This is a genomic window from Candidatus Methylopumilus universalis (genome assembly GCF_006364435.1).
Classification (GTDB): domain Bacteria; phylum Pseudomonadota; class Gammaproteobacteria; order Burkholderiales; family Methylophilaceae; genus Methylopumilus; species Methylopumilus universalis.
The window spans coordinates 202,258-219,811 of record NZ_CP040977.1; the positions used below are offsets into that span (position 1 = coordinate 202,258).

Sequence of the window (17,554 nt, forward strand, 5' to 3'; positions counted from 1 at the left end):
TATGAAAACAGCTGATTTAAGAAAAAAGACAACTGAAGAATTAGGTACCGAGTTATTAGAGTTAAGAAGAGCTCAGTTCTCATTAAGAATGCAATTGGCAACTCAACAATTAAACAAGGTTGATCAAATTGCGAAAATTAAACGTGATATCGCAAGAGTGAAAACAGTTCTTGGCGAGAAAGTTAAACAGGCTTAAATATGACGGATACAAAAAAAGTTGTTAGAACCTTTACGGGCAGAGTTGTCAGCGACAAGATGGACAAGACAGTGACTGTATTGGTTGAAAGAAAAGTAAAACATCCTTTAATTGGCAAGGTAATTGTTAAGTCAAATAAATTTCACGCGCATGATGAAAAAAATGAAAGTAAGGAAGGTGATTTGGTTGTTATTACAGAAAATCGCCCTATTTCAAAAACTAAATCATGGGTCGTTAGTAAAATAGTTACAAAAGCAGTTCAAGTTTAGTTATAAGAAGTTGAGAATAAGAAATAAATAGCATATAATGCGAGACTTTTTTGGGGTTCATAAACTATAAGTTTATAAGCTAACCCCCCAATACTGACCGTAGTATATCGGCTAATTAAAAAGCTGGCCTTAGCAATAACGGATTAAGTTGGAGATAAATTCATGATTCAAATGCAGTCAAGATTAGAAATTGCTGACAATACTGGCGCACGTTCAGTAATGTGCATTAAGGTATTGGGCGGCTCAAAACGACGTTATGCAAGTATTGGTGACATCATCAAAGTAAGTATTAAAGACGCAGCTCCTAGAGGCAGAGTCAAAAAAGGAGAGGTTTATACCGCAGTTGTTGTGAGAACAGCAAAAGGCGTTAGAAGACCAGACGGGTCTTTAATTAAATTTGATGCAAATGCCGCCGTTCTTTTAAACGCTAAATTAGAACCTATTGGAACTCGTATTTTTGGACCTGTAACTCGCGAATTGAGAACAGAACGGTTCATGAAGATCGTTTCATTAGCACCAGAAGTTTTATAGGAGCATACGGATGAACAAAATTCGTAAAGGTGACAAAGTCATTTTAAATACAGGTAAAGACAAAGGTAAACAAGGTGTTGTTTTAAGCGTTCTTAAAACAGGACATGTTGTGGTTGAAGGTTTGAATATGGTAAAAAAACACACCAAACCGAATCCTGCAAAAAATATTCAAGGTGGAATCGTAGGTAAAGAAATGCCACTTAATATTTCTAATGTTGCTTTACTTAATAACTTGACTCAAAAAGCTGACAGAGTCGGAATTAAAAAATTAGATGATGGAAAAAAAATCCGTGTTTTCAAATCAAACAACGAAGCAGTTGACGCATAGGAAAAGAAATGGCTCGATTAAAAGAATTTTATAAAACAGAAGTTATTAAAAAAATGACTGAACAATTTGGTTACTCATCACCAATGCAAGTCCCTAGAATTGAAAAAATTACTTTAAATATGGGTGTGGGTGAAGCGGTAGCTGACAAAAAGATCATGGAACATGCTGTAGGCGATATGGAAAAAATTGCTGGTCAAAAAGCTATTGTCACAAAAGCTAAAAAATCAGTGGCAGCATTTAAGATTCGTGACGATTATCCAGTAGGTTGCAAAGTAACTCTCCGTAGAGATCGTATGTATGAATTCTTAGATCGACTTGTTACAGTTGCTATTCCTCGAATTAGAGACTTTAGAGGTATTTCTGCTAGATCATTTGATGGTCGTGGGAATTACAACATGGGTGTTAAAGAGCAGATTATTTTTCCTGAAATTGAATACGATAAAATCGATGCATTAAGAGGGATGAATATCACAATTACAACGACAGCTAAAACTGACGAAGAAGCAAAAGCATTGTTATCTGCGTTCAGTTTTCCATTTAGAAACTAGGTTTAGACTATGGCTAAAATGTGCATGATAGAACGTGAGTTAAAACGACGCAATATGGTTGAAAAATTTAAGACCAAACGTGCTTCTTTAAATCAAATTATTTCAGATATAAACGCATCTTCAGAGCAAAAACAAGAAGCGAGACAGAAACTACAAAGTTTACCCCGCAATTCAAGTCCAGTTAGATTAAGAAATCGTTGTTCTCTAACAGGACGTCCAAGAGGCGTCTACAGTAAGTTCGGGATTGGTCGAAGTAAATTAAGAGATTTAATGATGCGAGGCGAAGTGCCTGGCGTGATTAAAGCAAGTTGGTAATAGGAGAAAAATAATATGAGTATGAGCGATCCAGTTGCCGATATGCTAACCAGAATTAGGAATGGTCAAGGTACTAATAAAGTATCTATCACCATGCCTGCATCTAAATTAAAAAAAGCTATCGCACATGTTTTAAAAGATGAAGGCTACATTGAGAATTTTGCTGAACACGAAGTTCAAGGCAAGCCAGTATTAAATATTGAACTCAAATATTATGCCGGCAGACCTGTTATTGAAAAAATTGAAAGAGTAAGTAAGCCAGGTTTACGAGTTTATAAAGCAAGCCAAAGCATTCCAGAAGTTATGAATGGTCTTGGTGTTGCAATCGTATCGACGTCTAAGGGAGTTATGACAGATAGAAAAGCAAAAGCTGCGGGTATTGGCGGCGAAGTGCTTTGCTATGTGGCTTAAGGAGAGAATATATGTCACGTATAGCTAACGCACCCGTAGCGATTCCTCCTAAAGTAGAGGTTTCAATTAATGATTTGAATATTTCGATTAGTGGACCGATGGGAAAATTAAATCAGTTCATTACACCTAACGTTAAATTAAATAATGATGGCCAAGCAATTACATTTGCAGCAGCTGATGAGTCTCAGCAAGCAAACGCAATGGCTGGCACTATGCGAGCTCTTGTTGCAAACATGATGAAAGGTGTTTCTGAAGGATTTGTAAGAAAACTAACTTTAATTGGTGTTGGGTATAAAGCTCAAGCGCAAGGTGCAAATCTTAATCTTGACCTAGGTTTTTCACATCCTGTGAATTATAAAATGCCTGAAGGCGTTAAAGTTGAAACACCAAGTCAAACTGAAATTATTTTAAAAGGTTCTGATAAGCAATTAATAGGTCAAGTTGCTGCTCAAATTAGAGCGTATCGACCTCCAGAGCCATATAAAGGTAAGGGCGTTCGTTATTCAGATGAGAACGTAATTATCAAAGAAACTAAGAAAAAATAAAGGTTGAGATATGTATAATACAAACCCCCGTTTACGTCGCGCTAAAAAGACAAGAGCAAAAATCGCTGAACTTCAAGTGACAAGACTAAGCGTTCACAGAACGAACACAAACATTTATGCGCAAATCATAAGCGCTGGTGAGAATAAAGTTTTAGCAAGCGCTTCTTCACTTGAAGCGGATATTAAAAAAACTTTAAAGAATGGCGGCAATATTGAGGCAGCTGCTCAAATTGGCAAACGCATTGCTGAAAAAGCAAAAAAAATAGGAATTACAAATGTAGCATTTGATAGGTCAGGTTATCGCTATCACGGCAGAGTTAAAGCTTTAGCAGATGCTGCTAGAGAAAACGGCTTGTCTTTCTAACCCAATAATTTAAATAGGTCAAAACATGGCAAAAGATTTAGAAAATCAACAAACGCAAACAGACGGTCTAAGAGAAAAAATGATTGCTGTAAACCGAGTTACTAAAGTAGTTAAGGGTGGTCGAATCATGAGCTTTGCTGCGTTAACTGTTGTTGGTGATGGAGACGGTTCAGTTGGTATGGGAAAAGGTAAAGCAAGAGAAGTGCCTGTGGCAGTTCAAAAAGCAATGGACGAAGCTAGAAGAGGTATGCTCAAAGTAAAACTTAACAATGGTACTTTGCAACATGCAGTAATGGGTGAGCACGGCGCTGCAAAAGTATTCATTCAGCCTGCTTCCGAAGGTACCGGCATTATTGCTGGTGGCGCTATGCGAGCAATTTTCGAGGTAATGGGCATTACTAATGTTTTAGCAAAATGTATTGGATCAACAAATCCTTATAATGTTGTAAGAGCAACATTGAATGGACTTGAGTCAATGAATACACCGGCTGAAATTGCTGCTAAACGCGGTAAATCAGTAGAAGAAATTAGAGGCTAATTAAATGGCAAAAACAAAAAAAGAAATTACAGCGGGTTTAAAAGTTACATTAATTAAAAGTTTGATTGGCAGAACTGAGCCTCATCGCGCAACAGTGAAAGGATTAGGTCTTAGAAGAATACATCATACAGTTGAGTTGCAAGACACTCCTGCGATTCGAGGCATGATCAATGCAGTGAATTACTTACTTAAAGTCGAAAAGATATAAAGAGAAATTATGAAACTAAATACATTAAAACCAGCAGTTGGTTCTAAAAAAGTAGCAAGACGTGTTGGCCGAGGTATTGGTTCCGGTCTTGGAAAAACGGCTGGACGCGGACACAAAGGACAAAAATCTAGAGCTGGTGGATTCCATAAAGTTGGTTTTGAAGGCGGTCAAATGCCGATTCAAAGACGTCTTCCAAAACGCGGATTTAAATCATTAACACATAAATTAACTGCTCGCGTTAGAACAAATGAGCTCAATTTAGTTGAGTCAGACAATATTGATTTGCTCGTATTAAAAGCGGCAAAATTAATTTCTGATAATGCTAAGACAGCAAAAGTATATTTGTCTGGCGAAGTGAAAAGAAAATTAACAATCCAAGGTTTATTGCTAACTAAGGGCGCTCGAGCTGCGATTGAAGCGGCGGGCGGAAAAGTAGTAGAAGTTTGAGAATTTAATTTTGGCTCAAGATAATCTATTAGGTGCTTTAGGTAAGACAAGCGAATTAAAAAATCGCATATTGTTTGTTTTAGGCGCCATTATTGTTTATAGACTTGGCGCTCATATTCCAGTACCTGGAATTGATCCGCTTGAGCTTAAAAAATTATTTGACTCACAAAGCGGCGGCATCTTAGGAATGTTTAATATGTTCTCTGGAGGCGCGCTAAGTAGATTTACCTTATTTGCGTTAGGGATCATGCCTTACATTTCTGCATCGATCATTATGCAATTATTAACTGTGGTATCGCCTCAGCTTGAACAGTTAAAAAAAGAAGGCGAAGCAGGCAGAAGAGCAATAACAAAATATACGAGATACGGTACAGTTATTTTGGCCGCATTTCAGGCGCTTGGTATTTCAATTGCGCTGGAGTCTCAACCTGGATTAGTAATTGATCCGGGATTAGCTTTTAGACTGACATCAGTTGTAACTTTAGTCAGTGGAACAATGTTCCTTATGTGGTTGGGTGAACAAATTACTGAAAGAGGTATTGGTAACGGTATCTCAATTATTATTTTCACGGGTATTGTCGCTGGATTGCCAAGTGCATTGGGAAGCACACTTGAGCTAGCTAGAACGGGCGCATTTTCAATACCATTAGTTTTCTTCTTGTTTGCAGCAACTATTTTAGTGACAGCACTGGTCGTTTTTGTTGAAAGAGGGCAGCGAAAAATTACTGTTAATTATGCAAAAAGACAAGTTGGTAATAAATTATATGGAGGCCAAACCTCTCATTTGCCTTTAAAACTAAATATGGCGGGTGTCATCCCACCTATTTTTGCATCAAGCATTATTTTATTTCCAGCGACTTTAGCTGGTTGGTTTGGATCTGGAGAAAATATGTTGTGGCTTAAGGATATTGGAGCTGCAATTTCACCAGGACAGCCGATTTATATTTTTCTATTCGCATTAGCGATAGTGTTTTTCTGCTTTTTTTATACCGCTTTGGTTTTTAATCCAAAGGAAACAGCAGATAATTTGAAAAAAGGCGGTGCGTTTGTTCCTGGCATTAGACCGGGAGAACAAACTGCAAAATATATCGACCAAATTATGGGTAGATTAACTTTAGTGGGCGCTGTGTATATAACGCTTGTATGTTTATTGCCAGAGTTCTTAATACTTAAGTTTAATGTTCCTTTTTATTTTGGAGGTACATCATTATTAATTATTGTAGTGGTAACGATGGATTTTATGACCCAGGTTCAGTCTCATCTGATGTCATATCAGTATGAGGGATTACTTAAGAAAGCTAACTTTAAAGGTGGCGCTAATGCGCTTAGATAGCCTTTAATTAATGGCAAAAGAAGACACAATTGAAATGCAGGGGGAGATTATAGAAAATCTTCCAAATGCAACTTTTAGAGTTAAGTTGGAAAATGACCATGTTGTATTGGGTTATATTTCAGGAAAAATGCGTATGAATTATATTCGTATTCTTCCAGGAGATAAGGTGACAGTTGAAATGACGCCTTATGATTTAACCAGAGCAAGAATTACGTTCAGGGTTAAATAAGTAATATTTAATTAAAATTTAAGAGGTATAAAAATGAGAGTTCGCGCATCCGTAAAAACATTATGCCGAAACTGTAAAGTTGTCAGAAGAAGAGGTGTTGTGAGAGTAATTTGCTCAGATCCTCGACATAAGCAACGACAAGGATAAGGGTGGGTTGTTAATTGTTAAAAATTCAACAACCTGTTAAAATATAAGGCTTTTTATTTAATTTGCCATTTTTTTTGGAGTAAGTTATGGCTCGTATTGCTGGGGTGAATGTACCCGATCATCAACATGCAGAAATTGCTTTAACAGCGATTTATGGCGTTGGAAGAAACACCGCAAAGAAGATCTGTATTGCGGCAGGAATCATTGCGACTGCTAAATTAAAAGATTTGAACGATGCTGACGTGGAAAAGCTTCGTGATCAAGTTGCAAAAATTAAGGTTGAGGGTGACTTACGAAGAGAAGTCACAATGAACATTAAACGTTTGATGGATCTTAGCTGTTACCGAGGTGTAAGACATAGAAGAGGTCTTCCAGTAAGAGGCCAAAGAACTAAAACGAATGCAAGAACAAGAAAAGGCCCTGTTAAAGCAATTAAACAGGCTAAATAAAAGAAGGTTTAAGGATTATTTATGGCAACAAAAGCTAATGTTCGTGTAAAAAAGAAAGTTAAGAAAAATGTAGCAGAAGGTATTGCTCATATTCATGCATCTTTCAATAACACAATCATCACAATTACAGACAGACAAGGTAATGCATTATCTTGGGCAACATCTGGCGGCGCTGGATTTAAAGGCTCGAGAAAAAGTACACCTTTTGCAGCGCAAGTTGCAGCTGAGGCAGCAGGTAAAGCGGCTCAAGAGTGTGGTGTAAAAAATCTTGAAGTAAAAATTAAAGGACCAGGCCCTGGAAGAGAATCTGCAGTGCGTGCACTTAATGCTGCAGGATTTAAAATCACGAGCATTCAAGATGTAACGCCAGTGCCACACAATGGTTGCCGTCCACCTAAGAAAAGAAGAATTTAATAAGTTGAGCATTGAATTGCTCATTGAAACAGGAGAGTTATTTTGGCAAGAAATCTAGATCCTAAATGTCGTCAATGTAGAAGAGAAGGTGAAAAACTTTTTCTCAAAGGCGAGAAATGTTTTACTGACAAATGCGCTATTGAAAAGCGTAATTTTCCTCCTGGCCAACATGGACAAAGAAGAGCGAGCCGCTTATCAGATTACGGCGTTCAATTAAGAGAGAAACAAAAGCTCAGAAGAATTTACGGAATATTAGAAGCACAGTTTAGAAGTTACTACGCTGAAGCGGATAGAAAAAAAGGCATCACTGGTGAAAATCTTCTACAACTTTTAGAGTGCAGATTAGATAACGTTGCATATCGAATGGGTATTGGCGCTTCACGAACAGAAGCAAGACAAATTGTCAGACATAACAGTCTTCTAGTAAATGGCCGAAGAGTAAACATTCCTTCCTATCAAGTTAAGCCAGGTGATGTTCTCTCAGTTGCAGAAGCATCTAAGCAACAATTAAGAATCAAAGGTTCAATTGAAGCTGCAGAGCAAAGAGGTTTTCCGGAGTGGATTGAAGTTGATGTAAAAGGTCTTAAGGGTACGTTTAAAAACAAACCACTACGCGATGATTTACCAGCAACAATTAATGAATCACTCGTTGTTGAGCTCTATTCGAAATAATTAAATAAGAATTATTGATAAGGATACATAATGCAAAATAGTCCTACAGAATATTTAAAACCAAGAATCGTAAATGTTGAAGTTATAAACCCAGTAAGAGCTCGAGTAACTTTAGAGCCTATGGAAAGAGGCTTCGGCTTTACTTTAGGTAATGCATTGAGACGCGTTTTATTGTCATCAATTCCTGGCTTTGCAATTACTGAAGTAAAGATTGATGGCGTAGTTCATGAGTATTCAACTTTAGATGGCGTGCAAGAAGACGTGGTTGATATTCTTTTGAATTTAAAAGGTGTTGCATTAAAACTTCATAATAAATCTGAGACAACGCTCACATTAAACAAAACTACCGAAGGTCCAGTGACAGCAGCTGATTTTGAAACAAATCACGATGCTGAAATTATCAATCCAAATCATTTAATTGCGCACCTTACAAAAGGTGGAAAATTAAATTTAGAAGTTAAAGTTGAAATGGGTAGAGGATATCAACCAGTTCCAGCGAGAAGAAAATCAAATCAAGAAGATAAAACCCTAGGTTTTATTATGGTTGACGCTTCTTTTAGTCCGATCAATAAAGTAAGTTATTTTGTTGAGAGCGCTCGTGTAGAACAAAGAACAGACTTAGATAAATTAATCATGGACGTTGAAACTAATGGCGTTATTGACGCTGAACAAGCGATCAGAGATGCTGCGAGAATTTTAATGGGACAGCTTTCTGTATTTGCAAACTTAGAAAGTGCTTTAACTGAAGTTGAAGTGAAGCAAGCGCCCCAAGTTGACCCAGTCTTATTAAGACCTGTTGATGATTTAGAGCTCACAGTGAGATCAGCAAACTGTTTAAAAGCAGAAAATATTTATTACATTGGCGATTTAATTCAACGCAGTGAAAATGAGCTTTTAAAGGCTCCAAATCTTGGAAGGAAATCACTTAACGAGATTAAAGATGTTCTAGCTTCTAAAGGTCTAACTTTAGGAATGAAATTAGAGAATTGGCCTCCAGCAGGTTTAGAAAAAGCGTAATCATTAAATAAGAAAAATTTGAGGGTAAGAGTATGCGTCACGCAAATGGTCATAGAAAATTAAATAGAACGAGCAGTCATCGACAAGCAATGTTGAGAAATATGGCTACCTCTTTGTTAAAAAACGAGATTATTAAAACTACATTACCAAAAGCTAAAGAGCTTAGAAAAGTAGCTGAACCTCTTATTACATTAGCAAAAAATGCAACCTTATCTAATAGACGTCTAGCCTTTAGCCGTTTAAGAGATAGAGACATTGTGACTAAGTTATTTGCTGAGCTAGGCCCACGTTATAACTCAAGAAAAGGTGGCTATTTAAGAATATTGAAGTGTGGCTTCCGAGATGGGGATAATGCGCCTATGGCTTTTGTTGAGCTTGTAGATAGGCCCATTGTTGAGGTTGCAACACCTGCTCCCAAAGAAGAGGCAGTAGCAGAATAAAGTATTATTAGATAAATAAAAAAAGCCAGCTAATGCTGGCTTTTTTTATTGTCTTTGTTAAAGCTTAAAATTATTTAATTTTTGCTTCTTTATAAACTACATGCTTTCTAACAACGGGATCAAATTTTTTGATTTCCATTTTATCAGGCATGGTTCTTTTGTTTTTTGTTGTGGTATAGAAATGTCCAGTACCAGCACTAGACTCTAATTTGATTTTTTCACGCATATTTATTCCTTAAATTTTCTGGCCAGCTGCACGCATTTTTTTAACAATAACATCAATGCCTAGCTTGTCAATTGTTCTGAGCGCTGCATTAGTAATTCTCATTGAAACCCAACGATTCTCGGTCTCAACCCAAAATTTACGGTTTTGTAAATTAGGTAAAAAGCGTCTTTTGGTCTTGTTATTGGCGTGAGATACGTTGTTTCCAGACATTGGTTTTTTGCCGGTTAATTGACATACGCGAGCCATAATTTAAATCCTTTATTTGTTACAATAATTTCGAAAAAGAGTGCTATTAAACCACATAACCCACTGTCTTTTCAAGTGAATTCGTTAGTTTTTACCTGTACTTCCAAAGCCGCCCTCACCTCGTTCTGTTTCAGGAAATTCGGCTACAAGGTTAAATTTAGCCTGGATAACCGGCACGATGACTAGTTGTGCGATACGCTCCATAGGGTTGAGTAGAAAGGCGTTCTCGCCACGATTCCAGCAAGAAACTAGCAATTGACCTTGGTAGTCTGAGTCTATTAAGCCTACCAAATTACCTAAAACGATACCATGTTTATGCCCTAAGCCCGACCTAGGAAGGATAAGCGCTGCATAAGCAGGATCCTTAATAAATATTGAAATACCAGTGGGTATAAGAAATGTTTCACCTGGATTAATCGTTTGTATATGCTCGGTACATGCTCTTAAATCAAGACCTGCTGAACCCGGCGATGCATAATTAGGCAGCATTTCTTCGATTCGCTTATCCAAAATTTTAAAATCAATTATTAGGCTCATTTTATTTGTCCGAATTTATGCGATGGGCTATTTCTTTTAAGATAACTTTTGCTGCAACTATTTTATTTGATTTTGGCACATCAATAACATCGTTTTTGCTAATTATGGAAACTTTAGTATCTTGTAAGCCCATAGATTCATGAATTAAATTTGCCACAATTAAATCCAAATTTTTCGTCTTTAGTTTCTTTTGTGCATTTTCAATAAGATTTTCACTTTCCGCAGCAAAGCCTACTTTAAAGATTTTATTTTTAGATAACCCTACTTCTTTCAGAATGTCTATTGTAGGCTTGAGTTGAAGTGTCATATCTAAATTATTTTTTTTCAATTTCCCATTAAATATTTCTTTAGGTGTGTAATCAGAAACGGCTGCAACACTTATAAAAATATCTTGGTCATTGATATGCTGAAGGACAGCTTCATGCATAGAATGCGCATCTCTCGCATCAATGACATTTATATTTTCTGAAAAATCTTGATTGCCTGACGTGATTACAGTGACTGATGCGCCCATAGATTCTGCAGTATTGGCGATTGCAGAGCCCATATTGCCTGAGCTAAGATTTGTAATAGCTCTCACGTCATCTATCATTTCAATTGTGCCACCAGACGTTATTAATATTTTTTTGTTTTTGAGGATTTTAGGCGTGAGATGATTTTGAATTGATCTGAACAATTCTTCAGTATCTATCATTCTTCCAAGCCCTATATCACCGCAAGCCTGAGCCCCTGAATCGGGACCAAAAAATAACACACCATCTTTTTTTAATTGTGAAACATTACGTTGGGTAGCTTCATTGGCCCACATGCGAATATTCATAGCAGGAGCAACGGCAATCGGACAAGCTCTTGCTAAGCACAAAGACGATAAAAGGTCATCAGCAAAACCATGCGTTAATTTTGCTAAGAAATTAGCGCTGGCAGGTGCAATAAGAATGAGATCGTAATCTCTTGATAGCTCTATATGAGACATCCCATTATTAGCATTACTTTTCCATAAACTTGTTAAAACTTCTTTGCCTGAAAGAGCCTGAAATGTAAGAGGTGCTATGAAATGACTCGCAGATTCAGTCATCACAATTTGAACATCGAAATCATTTTTCACAAGAAGACGAGTTAATTCAGCTGCTTTATATGCAGCTATACCCCCTGTAACGCCGATGATTATTTTATTAGATGCCAAGATAAGATTTACGCAGTCGCAATGAATTTAGTTATTTTAATTTTTATTAATTGCATATAATTAATAGATTGAATGGGAAGTCAGTATATCAAAGATATATAAGGCAATAAATTAATTTAGATATCAGATTGGATACATTGTGATTAAAAAATATTTTAAAAATATAGTTTGGGTTCTTCTTGCTTTATTGGGGGCTTTAGCATTTTCAACAATTGCACTGAGCCGCAATGAGAGTATCAACGCCGTTTGGTTTATTACGGCTGCTGTATGTATATACATGATTGCTTATAGATTCTATGCAAGCTGGATTGCAGCAAAAGTTCTAGTCATTGACGAGCATAGAAAAACACCAGCTCTAAGACTGCAAAATGACAAAGACTTTATTCCTACAGACAAGTGGATTGTATTCGGCCACCATTTTGCTGCGATTGCTGGGCCAGGTCCTTTGGTTGGCCCCACGTTGGCAGCCCAGTTTGGTTATCTTCCTGGCATGTTATGGATTTTAATAGGTGCTGTATTAGGAGGCGCTGTTCAAGATATGACCACATTATTTTTTTCTACGAGACGCAACGGAAAAAGTTTAGGACAAATGGCAAGGGATGAGATTGGTGTAATTGGCGGAACTGCTTCATTGATTGGTACATTTTTAATCATGGTTATTTTGATTGCTGTTTTAGGGTTGGTGGTTGTGAATGCCATGAAGCATAGCCCTTGGGCAACATCGACAGTTGCGGCAACAATACCTATCGCAATTTTTATTGGGATTTATTTAAGGTCCATTAGGACAGGCAGAGTCCTTGAGGCCTCATTAATTGGATTCGGATTATTGCTTTTGGCCGTTTTTGCTGGAGGATTAATTGACCATTCCCAGACGCTACGAACTTATTTTGATCATGATAGTTTGACGCTGGCGTGGGCTATTATCTTTTACGGCTTTGCAGCAGCAGTGCTTCCAGTTTGGCTTTTGCTAGCGCCAAGAGACTATCTATCGACATTTGTAAAATTAGGTACAGTGATTGTTTTAGCGGTTGCGATTATAACCCTGCAACCAGAAATAAAAATGCCAGCCCTGACACAGTTTACAGACGGTACAGGCCCTATTTTTGGTGGCAGTCTATTTCCTTTTGTTTTTATTACCATCGCGTGTGGATCAATTTCTGGATTCCACTCTTTAATAGCTTCAGGCACAACACCTAAACTATTGGACAATGAAAAATATATTCCAATGATTGGATATGGCGCGATGCTTTTAGAATCTTTCGTAGCTATTATGGCCTTAATAGCCGCAACAGTATTGGAACCAGGCATCTTTTTTGCAATTAATAGCCCTGTGGGAGTTGTTGGATCAGAAGCTGTCGATGCCATTCAAAAAATAAACTCATGGGGATTTAAAGTGACAGTTGAGGAAATGGAATTGCTTGCAAAAAATATGGGTGAAACATCACTTTTTGCTAGAACAGGCGGAGCCCCTTCATTAGCCGTGGGTATGGCAAATATATTTGGCAAGGCATTTGGTACAAACTTATTAGCGATGTGGTATCACTTTGCCATCATGTTTGAGGCAATATTTATTCTCACTACATTAGATGCAGGCACTCGTGTTGGAAGATTTATGTTACAGGATATGATTGGCAACATTTACCCGAAGTTTGGTCAAACTTCATGGATGCCATCAATTATTTTAAGTAGTGCAATCGTTGTAAGCTGTTGGGGATATTTTTTATACATTGGCGTGATAGATCCTAATGGCGGTGTAAATATTCTGTGGCCTTTATTTGGTATTGCGAATCAAATGTTGGCAGCGATTGCATTATCTGTAGGCACTGGCATTCTTATTAAATCGAACAAATTAAAATACGCTTGGGTCACTGGACTACCTTTAATTTGGTTAATTATTGTGACCACTACTGCTGCTTATCAGAAAATATTTAGTCAAGATATTAGAGTTGGATTTCTTGCAGCAGCTAGAAATCTGACAGATAAAATAAATACAGGGCTCATCGAGGACAGTAAAATTTCCATTACTCATCAGCTAATTTTTAATCAAAAACTAGATGCTTTTATTACTCTCTTCTTACTTATTATTTTGTGGACAGTAGTGATTGATATGTTAAGAATCTCATTTTTCAAAAAGAATTAATAAGCCATGCTAAGAGCAATTAAATTAATGTATGCATTTTTACGCAGATTATCAGGAGATGATCTCTATGATCTTTATTTATTGAATCATAAGCGATGTTTAAAAAAACATAAGCTCATGAGTAAAAAGAATTTTTATCAAGCAACGCTTGATAAAAAATGGAGTGGTATAAAACGTTGTTGTTAGCTTTTTTTAAACAAATAAATGCCAGCAATGAGCATTGGAATAGACAGCCACTGACCCATAGAAAGATTAAGGAATAGCAGCCCTAGGAAATGATCAGGCTCTCTTGTAAATTCAATTAAAAATCTAAAAGTTCCGTACAGTATCAAAAAAACAGCAGATATCTGACCCGTTTCCCTTTTTTGTTTTGAATATAACCAAAGCGCTATCAATAGAATAAAACCTTCAAAAAAGCTTTCGTAAAGTTGAGAAGGGTGTCTTGGCATGCTGTCCACATTAGGAAAGATCATGCCTAAGAAAAATTGTGTGGGTCTTCCCCATAGTTCTGCATTAATAAAATTTCCAATTCGACCAAATGCAAGCCCAAGAGGAACTAAAGGTGCAATGAAATCTAAAACTGATAGCAAAGATACTTTATATTTTTTAGCCAAAAGTATCATGGCAATAACTACACCTAAAAATCCTCCATGGAATGACATGCCACCTTTCCATAATGCAATGATCTCGGTCGGATCTTGAACATAGTATTGCAGTTGATAAAATAAGATATAACCTAATCGACCGCCTGCAATAACGCCAATAGCACCATAAAAAAAAGCATCATCCAACATTTTTTCATTCCAGGATAACCATGGACGCGTTCTGATTTGAACTTTACCTAATTGAAGAAATCCCACAAAAGCCAAAAGATACATAATTCCGTACCAATGAATTTGAAACGGTCCAAGATTAACTGCTACAGGGTCTATTTGGGGATGAATAAGCATAAGTTTATTGTCATTATAAGTTAAAATAATTGTTTAAATTGATTGTAATTTTAAGAGGTCATTATGCCCGTATATCGCTCTAAAACGACTACTCATGGCAGGAATCAAGCTGGTGCCCGCGCACTTTGGCGTGCCACAGGCATGAAGGATGGTGATTTTACAAAGCCAATTATTGCAGTTTGTAATTCATTTACACAGTTTGTTCCAGGGCACGTTCATTTAAAAGATATAGGGCAGCTTGTAGCAAGAGAAATTGAAAAACATGGCGGCGTTGCAAAAGAGTTTAATACCATCGCAGTAGATGATGGGATAGCTATGGGGCATGACGGAATGTTATACAGCCTGCCAAGCCGAGATCTAATTGCGGATAGCGTCGAGTATATGGTTAATGCTCACTGTGCAGATGCCATTGTTTGTATATCTAATTGCGATAAGATAACGCCCGGTATGCTTATGGCAGCCTTAAGAATTAATATTCCCGTAGTCTTTGTTTCAGGCGGCCCTATGGAAGCGGGTAAGGTCAATTGGAATAATGAAATCAAGAAATTAGATTTAGTAAACGCAATTGTTGCTGGCGCCGACCCGAAAGTATCTGATAAAAATTCTGATGAAATCGAACGGTCAGCATGTCCAACATGCGGCTCTTGTTCAGGCATGTTTACAGCAAATTCAATGAACTGTTTAACCGAAGCCTTAGGATTAAGTCTGCCCGGAAATGGAAGTACTTTAGCTACGCATGCAGCTAGAAAAAAATTATTTCAAGAGGCTGGAAGAGTTATTGTTGATTTAGCGAAGCGATATTACGAAGGTGAAGATGAAAGTGCATTACCTAGAAATATTGCAAGTTTTAAAGCTTTTGAAAATGCAATGACTTTAGATGTGTCTATGGGAGGCTCAACAAATACGGTTCTTCATTTGCTTGCGGCAGCTCACGAGGCTAAAGTAAATTTCACGATGAAAGATATAGATCGCATTTCAAGAAAAGTGCCGTGCTTAGCAAAAGTAGCGCCTGCTACAGATAAGTTTCATATGGAAGATGTTCATAGAGCAGGTGGTGTGATGGGAATTCTAGGAGAGCTTGATCGTGCGACATTAATTCATAGAGATGTCCCTACTGTTCACTCTAAAACTTTAGGTGAAGCAATAGATCATTGGGATATTGTGACGACCAAAAATGAAGAGGTTAAAAACTTTTATCGTGCAGCACCAGGAGGCATACCTACTACAATCGCATTTAGTCAAAGTATGCTCTACCCAACATTAGATGATGATAGAGCTGCTGGCTGTATTAGAAATAAGGAAAATGCTTATAGTCAAGACGGCGGACTAGCAGTTTTGTTTGGGAATATTGCACGTAATGGCTGCATTGTTAAAACAGCAGGTGTTGATGAGGGGATTTTAAAATTCAAAGGACGTGCGCGTATTTTTGAATCACAAGATGAGGCTGTAGAGGCTATTTTGGGGGATAAGATTATTGCAGGTGATGTTGTTGTCATCACATATGAAGGCCCAAGAGGTGGGCCTGGCATGCAAGAAATGCTCTATCCGACTGCCTATCTAAAATCGAAAGACCTCGGTAAGGTTTGTGCTCTTTTAACTGATGGTAGATTTTCTGGTGGAACTTCAGGGCTGAGTATTGGACATGTATCACCTGAGGCTGCTGAGCAAGGCGAGATCGCATTAATTGAAGAGAATGATCATATTGAAATCGACATCCCAAATCGAACAATTAATTTAATGATTGATGATGCAACTCTGATTCAAAGAAAAAATAAGATGAATGCCAAGGGCAAGAATGCTTGGAAACCTAAACCAAGAACAAGAAAAGTTTCTCAAGCATTAAGAGCTTACGCATTGATGACCACAAGCGCAGATAAAGGTGCTATTCGTGACATTTCAAAGTTAGAGGAAATTTAATTTTTAAAATGATAAGTGAAAAAAATATATCAGCAGCTCAAAGTTACAAAATTACACAAAATGAAATTGGTTTAAAATTTATTACGATTGATAATGAGCTTGCTTCAGCAAAGATTGCGCTTCAAGGTGCTCACATTATGCAATGGAAGCCACATGATGTAAAAAATGAAGTGCTCTGGCTTTCAAGCAACGCGAGATTTATGCATGGAAGATCTATTCGGGGCGGCGTGCCTATTTGTTGGCCATGGTTTGGCGCCCATCCTACAGACGGAAGTTTTTGTCCGCATGGATTTGCTAGAGTTATTCCATGGCGCATTAATGAGATTATTGATTTGGAGAGTGGGGCAACTAAAGTGACACTTGTTATGCTTCCTACCCCCGAAGTGAATAGACAGCTTTCATATCAATTTAATTTAGAATTCTCTATCACGATTGGTAGTTCAATCCACCTTGATCTTAAAACAACAAATTTATCTGAACAACCTTTCTTAATTGGTGAGGGATATCACACTTATTTTGAGATAAGTGATATTGAAAATATTGAAGTGACTGGATTGGAAAATAAAATCTATTCAGACAAAGCTAGGGGGTATAAAAAATTCACTCAAGAAGATCAAATTAAATTTGATGCTGAATTCGATAGAGTTTATTTAAATACAAAAGATACATGTGTGATTCATGACCAAGGGTTTAGTCGGAAAATTACCGTACAAAAACAGAACAGTGAATCAACAGTTATTTGGACTCCGTGGGATAAAAAAGTTAAAACTATGGTTGATATGGGCACTGAACATGAATGGAAAAAAATGATCTGTGTGGAAACTGTTAATGCACTGGAAAATAGCGTTATGGTCTATCCAAATCAGTCTCATAACCTAATAGCCGAGTATTTAGTTCAGGAATATTAAGAGTCTAATGTTGTTTAAATTGCTTTTAATTTGAATAAGATTAGGA

29 protein-coding genes are annotated in these 17,554 nt (G+C 37.2%); 24 read left to right on the forward strand and 5 right to left on the reverse strand.

All coding sequences use genetic code 11. The features are described from left to right. Position 1: 1 nt before the first annotated feature. The 20 genes from rpmC (at position 2) to rplQ (ending at position 9,401) form a co-directional block, all read left to right on the forward strand. The gene (rpmC, locus tag FIT70_RS01160) at positions 2–196 is read left to right on the forward strand and encodes a 50S ribosomal protein L29 (RefSeq protein WP_046486982.1); all 195 of its coding nucleotides are present in this window, start codon (positions 2–4) and stop codon (positions 194–196) included. A gap of 2 nt (positions 197–198) precedes the next feature. Then, on the forward strand, positions 199–465 hold the full coding sequence (gene rpsQ / locus FIT70_RS01165; RefSeq protein ID WP_139866884.1) for a 30S ribosomal protein S17: 267 nt from the start codon (positions 199–201) through the stop codon (positions 463–465). Between the two features lie 162 nt (positions 466–627). After that, positions 628–996, forward strand: coding sequence for a 50S ribosomal protein L14 (gene rplN, locus FIT70_RS01170; protein ID WP_139866886.1), 369 nt, complete (start codon positions 628–630; stop codon positions 994–996). 10 nt (positions 997–1,006) lie between these two features. Beyond that, entirely contained in the window at positions 1,007–1,324 is a 318-nt protein-coding gene (rplX, locus tag FIT70_RS01175) for a 50S ribosomal protein L24 (RefSeq protein ID WP_139866888.1), read from the forward strand. Positions 1,325–1,332: 8 nt separating this feature from the next. Further along, positions 1,333–1,872 (forward strand): 50S ribosomal protein L5, encoded by a 540-nt coding sequence (rplE, locus tag FIT70_RS01180; protein WP_139866890.1) that lies wholly within the window; start codon positions 1,333–1,335, stop codon positions 1,870–1,872. Between the two features lie 9 nt (positions 1,873–1,881). Then, on the forward strand, positions 1,882–2,187 hold the full coding sequence (gene rpsN / locus FIT70_RS01185; RefSeq protein ID WP_139874206.1) for a 30S ribosomal protein S14: 306 nt from the start codon (positions 1,882–1,884) through the stop codon (positions 2,185–2,187). Positions 2,188–2,202: 15 nt separating this feature from the next. After that, complete coding sequence (rpsH, locus tag FIT70_RS01190; protein ID WP_139866894.1) at positions 2,203–2,598, forward strand: 30S ribosomal protein S8; 396 nt, start codon at positions 2,203–2,205, stop codon at positions 2,596–2,598. An 11-nt stretch (positions 2,599–2,609) separates the two neighbouring features. Beyond that, entirely contained in the window at positions 2,610–3,143 is a 534-nt protein-coding gene (gene rplF, locus FIT70_RS01195; RefSeq protein ID WP_139866896.1) for a 50S ribosomal protein L6, read from the forward strand. A 10-nt stretch (positions 3,144–3,153) separates the two neighbouring features. Next, positions 3,154–3,507: a 50S ribosomal protein L18 gene (gene rplR / locus FIT70_RS01200; RefSeq protein ID WP_139866898.1), complete on the forward strand. Its 354-nt coding sequence runs from the start codon at positions 3,154–3,156 to the stop codon at positions 3,505–3,507. Between the two features lie 25 nt (positions 3,508–3,532). Beyond that, the gene (gene rpsE, locus FIT70_RS01205; protein WP_139866900.1) at positions 3,533–4,045 is read left to right on the forward strand and encodes a 30S ribosomal protein S5; all 513 of its coding nucleotides are present in this window, start codon (positions 3,533–3,535) and stop codon (positions 4,043–4,045) included. Between the two features lie 4 nt (positions 4,046–4,049). Beyond that, positions 4,050–4,253: a 50S ribosomal protein L30 gene (gene rpmD / locus FIT70_RS01210; RefSeq protein WP_139866902.1), complete on the forward strand. Its 204-nt coding sequence runs from the start codon at positions 4,050–4,052 to the stop codon at positions 4,251–4,253. A gap of 9 nt (positions 4,254–4,262) precedes the next feature. Continuing rightward, positions 4,263–4,700, forward strand: a complete 438-nt coding sequence (gene rplO, locus FIT70_RS01215) for a 50S ribosomal protein L15 (RefSeq protein WP_139866904.1) — start codon at positions 4,263–4,265, stop codon at positions 4,698–4,700. 10 nt (positions 4,701–4,710) lie between these two features. Next, a complete protein-coding gene (gene secY / locus FIT70_RS01220) occupies positions 4,711–6,033 on the forward strand; it encodes a preprotein translocase subunit SecY (protein WP_139874209.1) in 1,323 nt (440 codons plus the stop codon). A gap of 10 nt (positions 6,034–6,043) precedes the next feature. Further along, positions 6,044–6,262 (forward strand): translation initiation factor IF-1, encoded by a 219-nt coding sequence (gene infA, locus FIT70_RS01225; RefSeq protein WP_139866908.1) that lies wholly within the window; start codon positions 6,044–6,046, stop codon positions 6,260–6,262. Between the two features lie 33 nt (positions 6,263–6,295). Beyond that, entirely contained in the window at positions 6,296–6,409 is a 114-nt protein-coding gene (gene rpmJ / locus FIT70_RS01230) for a 50S ribosomal protein L36 (RefSeq protein ID WP_082092808.1), read from the forward strand. An 86-nt stretch (positions 6,410–6,495) separates the two neighbouring features. Next, the gene (gene rpsM / locus FIT70_RS01235) at positions 6,496–6,858 is read left to right on the forward strand and encodes a 30S ribosomal protein S13 (RefSeq protein WP_046487011.1); all 363 of its coding nucleotides are present in this window, start codon (positions 6,496–6,498) and stop codon (positions 6,856–6,858) included. Positions 6,859–6,879: 21 nt separating this feature from the next. Then, positions 6,880–7,272 (forward strand): 30S ribosomal protein S11, encoded by a 393-nt coding sequence (gene rpsK / locus FIT70_RS01240; protein WP_046487015.1) that lies wholly within the window; start codon positions 6,880–6,882, stop codon positions 7,270–7,272. Positions 7,273–7,314: 42 nt separating this feature from the next. Continuing rightward, positions 7,315–7,944, forward strand: coding sequence for a 30S ribosomal protein S4 (gene rpsD / locus FIT70_RS01245; RefSeq protein ID WP_046487017.1), 630 nt, complete (start codon positions 7,315–7,317; stop codon positions 7,942–7,944). Positions 7,945–7,974: 30 nt separating this feature from the next. After that, complete coding sequence (locus FIT70_RS01250) at positions 7,975–8,961, forward strand: DNA-directed RNA polymerase subunit alpha (RefSeq protein WP_139866910.1); 987 nt, start codon at positions 7,975–7,977, stop codon at positions 8,959–8,961. A 32-nt stretch (positions 8,962–8,993) separates the two neighbouring features. After that, positions 8,994–9,401: a 50S ribosomal protein L17 gene (gene rplQ / locus FIT70_RS01255; RefSeq protein ID WP_139870010.1), complete on the forward strand. Its 408-nt coding sequence runs from the start codon at positions 8,994–8,996 to the stop codon at positions 9,399–9,401. A 70-nt stretch (positions 9,402–9,471) separates the two neighbouring features. Here rplQ and rpmG read toward each other — a convergent pair whose 3' ends face one another. The 4 genes from rpmG to coaBC form a co-directional block, all read right to left on the reverse strand. Then, positions 9,472–9,627, reverse strand: a complete 156-nt coding sequence (rpmG, locus tag FIT70_RS01260; protein ID WP_139866914.1) for a 50S ribosomal protein L33 — start codon at positions 9,625–9,627, stop codon at positions 9,472–9,474. Positions 9,628–9,636: 9 nt separating this feature from the next. Continuing rightward, a complete protein-coding gene (gene rpmB, locus FIT70_RS01265; RefSeq protein ID WP_046487024.1) occupies positions 9,637–9,873 on the reverse strand; it encodes a 50S ribosomal protein L28 in 237 nt (78 codons plus the stop codon). Positions 9,874–9,957: 84 nt separating this feature from the next. Next, positions 9,958–10,410: a dUTP diphosphatase gene (gene dut / locus FIT70_RS01270; protein ID WP_139870011.1), complete on the reverse strand. Its 453-nt coding sequence runs from the start codon at positions 10,408–10,410 to the stop codon at positions 9,958–9,960. 1 nt (position 10,411) lies between these two features. Next, positions 10,412–11,593, reverse strand: coding sequence for a bifunctional phosphopantothenoylcysteine decarboxylase/phosphopantothenate--cysteine ligase CoaBC (gene coaBC, locus FIT70_RS01275; RefSeq protein WP_223257738.1), 1,182 nt, complete (start codon positions 11,591–11,593; stop codon positions 10,412–10,414). A 142-nt stretch (positions 11,594–11,735) separates the two neighbouring features. Here coaBC and FIT70_RS01280 point away from each other — a divergent pair, with 142 nt between their 5' ends. Together FIT70_RS01280 and FIT70_RS06955 are read left to right on the forward strand one after the other, a co-directional pair. Next, positions 11,736–13,733 carry a carbon starvation CstA family protein gene (locus FIT70_RS01280; RefSeq protein WP_139931362.1) on the forward strand — a complete coding sequence of 666 codons (1,998 nt, stop codon included), beginning with the start codon at positions 11,736–11,738 and terminating at the stop codon, positions 13,731–13,733. Positions 13,734–13,760: 27 nt separating this feature from the next. Beyond that, the gene (locus tag FIT70_RS06955; RefSeq protein WP_190238388.1) at positions 13,761–13,919 is read left to right on the forward strand and encodes a CstA-like transporter-associated (seleno)protein; all 159 of its coding nucleotides are present in this window, start codon (positions 13,761–13,763) and stop codon (positions 13,917–13,919) included. On the opposite strand, the gene lgt is transcribed toward FIT70_RS06955, so the two are convergent. Beyond that, a complete protein-coding gene (gene lgt, locus FIT70_RS01290) occupies positions 13,916–14,683 on the reverse strand; it encodes a prolipoprotein diacylglyceryl transferase (protein WP_139870013.1) in 768 nt (255 codons plus the stop codon). The genes FIT70_RS06955 and lgt overlap by 4 nt on opposite strands. A gap of 63 nt (positions 14,684–14,746) precedes the next feature. Between lgt and ilvD the strand changes: the two genes are divergently transcribed. After that, positions 14,747–16,600 (forward strand): dihydroxy-acid dehydratase, encoded by a 1,854-nt coding sequence (gene ilvD / locus FIT70_RS01295; protein ID WP_139930361.1) that lies wholly within the window; start codon positions 14,747–14,749, stop codon positions 16,598–16,600. 8 nt (positions 16,601–16,608) lie between these two features. After that, positions 16,609–17,508: a D-hexose-6-phosphate mutarotase gene (locus FIT70_RS01300; RefSeq protein WP_139870015.1), complete on the forward strand. Its 900-nt coding sequence runs from the start codon at positions 16,609–16,611 to the stop codon at positions 17,506–17,508. Positions 17,509–17,554: the final 46 nt, after the last annotated feature.